The organism is uncultured Vibrio sp. (assembly GCF_947488985.1).
Classification (GTDB): domain Bacteria; phylum Pseudomonadota; class Gammaproteobacteria; order Enterobacterales; family Vibrionaceae; genus Vibrio.
On the sequence record NZ_CANLBV010000285.1, the window covers coordinates 1 to 538 of the forward strand.

A 538-nucleotide genomic window follows, 5' to 3' on the forward strand; every position below is an offset into this window, starting at 1 on the left:
TTTAGTGCGCCAAGTGCAGAACCTTGGATAACTGGTAGGTCATCACCTGGGAAGTCGTATTCAGAAAGAAGTTCACGAACTTCCATCTCAACTAGCTCAAGTAGCTCTTCGTCATCAACCATGTCACATTTGTTCATGAATACGATGATGTAAGGGATACCAACTTGACGACCAAGTAGGATGTGCTCACGAGTTTGAGGCATAGGGCCGTCAGTCGCAGCAACAACTAGGATACCGCCGTCCATTTGTGCAGCACCAGTGATCATGTTTTTAACATAATCCGCGTGTCCTGGACAGTCTACGTGTGCGTAGTGACGTGCTGGAGTGTCGTACTCAACGTGAGAAGTTGCGATTGTGATACCGCGCTCACGCTCTTCTGGAGCGTTATCGATAGATGCGAAATCTTTAGCAACACCGCCGTATACTTTTGCAAGAGTAGTACAGATAGCAGCAGTTAGAGTTGTTTTACCGTGGTCAACGTGGCCGATAGTACCAACGTTTACGTGCGGTTTCGTACGTTCAAATTTTTCTTTAGACA

General features: G+C 46.7%; 1 protein-coding gene. It reads right to left on the bottom strand.

Going from position 1 to position 538, the window contains the following annotated elements; all coding sequences use genetic code 11:
• Window positions 1-538: GTP-binding protein (locus Q1A70_RS20360; RefSeq protein ID WP_299695876.1), on the bottom strand; the 538-nt coding region annotated here is incomplete at both ends.